Annotated in this window: 1 pseudogene; it reads right to left on the bottom strand. The window is 46.4% G+C overall.

Annotation, left to right across the window (positions count from 1 at the left end):
* Positions 1 to 17 precede the first annotated feature (17 nt).
* A pseudogene (locus tag WH96_RS20890) lies at positions 18 to 586 on the bottom strand (IS630 family transposase); the annotation flags it as partial.

Here is a 586-nt window from a genome sequence, read left to right as displayed (position 1 = left end):
TTTAGATCGTATCAGTGTTAATAATGGTCATATCCTGCGTTTCTAAAGTAATTTTTACATTCGTTTGGCGTAATTGAGTTGATGATTTCTGCGAGTGTATTGTGGACGGAATGAACCTACCTTGCCTGAGCGATGCGCATCCAGTGTTCGATTTTGGAGAAAGTTTGTTCTATCGGGTTGAGATCGGGGCTGTATGGAGGCAAGAACAGAAGCTTGGCTCCCTTATCTCTGATGCCTTCACGTACGGCAGAGTTTTTGTGGGAACTGAGATTATCCATGATCACAATATCCCCTTGTTTGAGGGTGGGGCATAACATCTCTTTTACCCATGAGGTAAAGCGCTCGGCGTTAATCGGGCCGTCAAACACACAAGGTGCTTCTATACCATTACATCTGAGAGCGGCAAGGAAAGTCATTGTATTCCAGTGCCCATGGGGTGCATAAGCTTTCAGGCGTTCTCCTTTCGCACACCATCCTCTTATGGGGGCCATATTGGTCTTCACCCAGGTCTCATCCAGAAAAACAAGGCGCTGGGATCAAGCTTGTTTTGATAGGCCTTCCACCAATAACGCCTTGCAGCAACATC

The sequence above is a fragment of the Kiloniella spongiae genome (genome assembly GCF_001026905.1).
In the GTDB taxonomy this organism is placed as follows: Bacteria; Pseudomonadota; Alphaproteobacteria; order Kiloniellales; family Kiloniellaceae; genus Kiloniella; species Kiloniella spongiae.
Note: the sequence above shows the minus strand (reverse complement) of the source record. Positions and strands in the feature narration are given on the sequence as shown.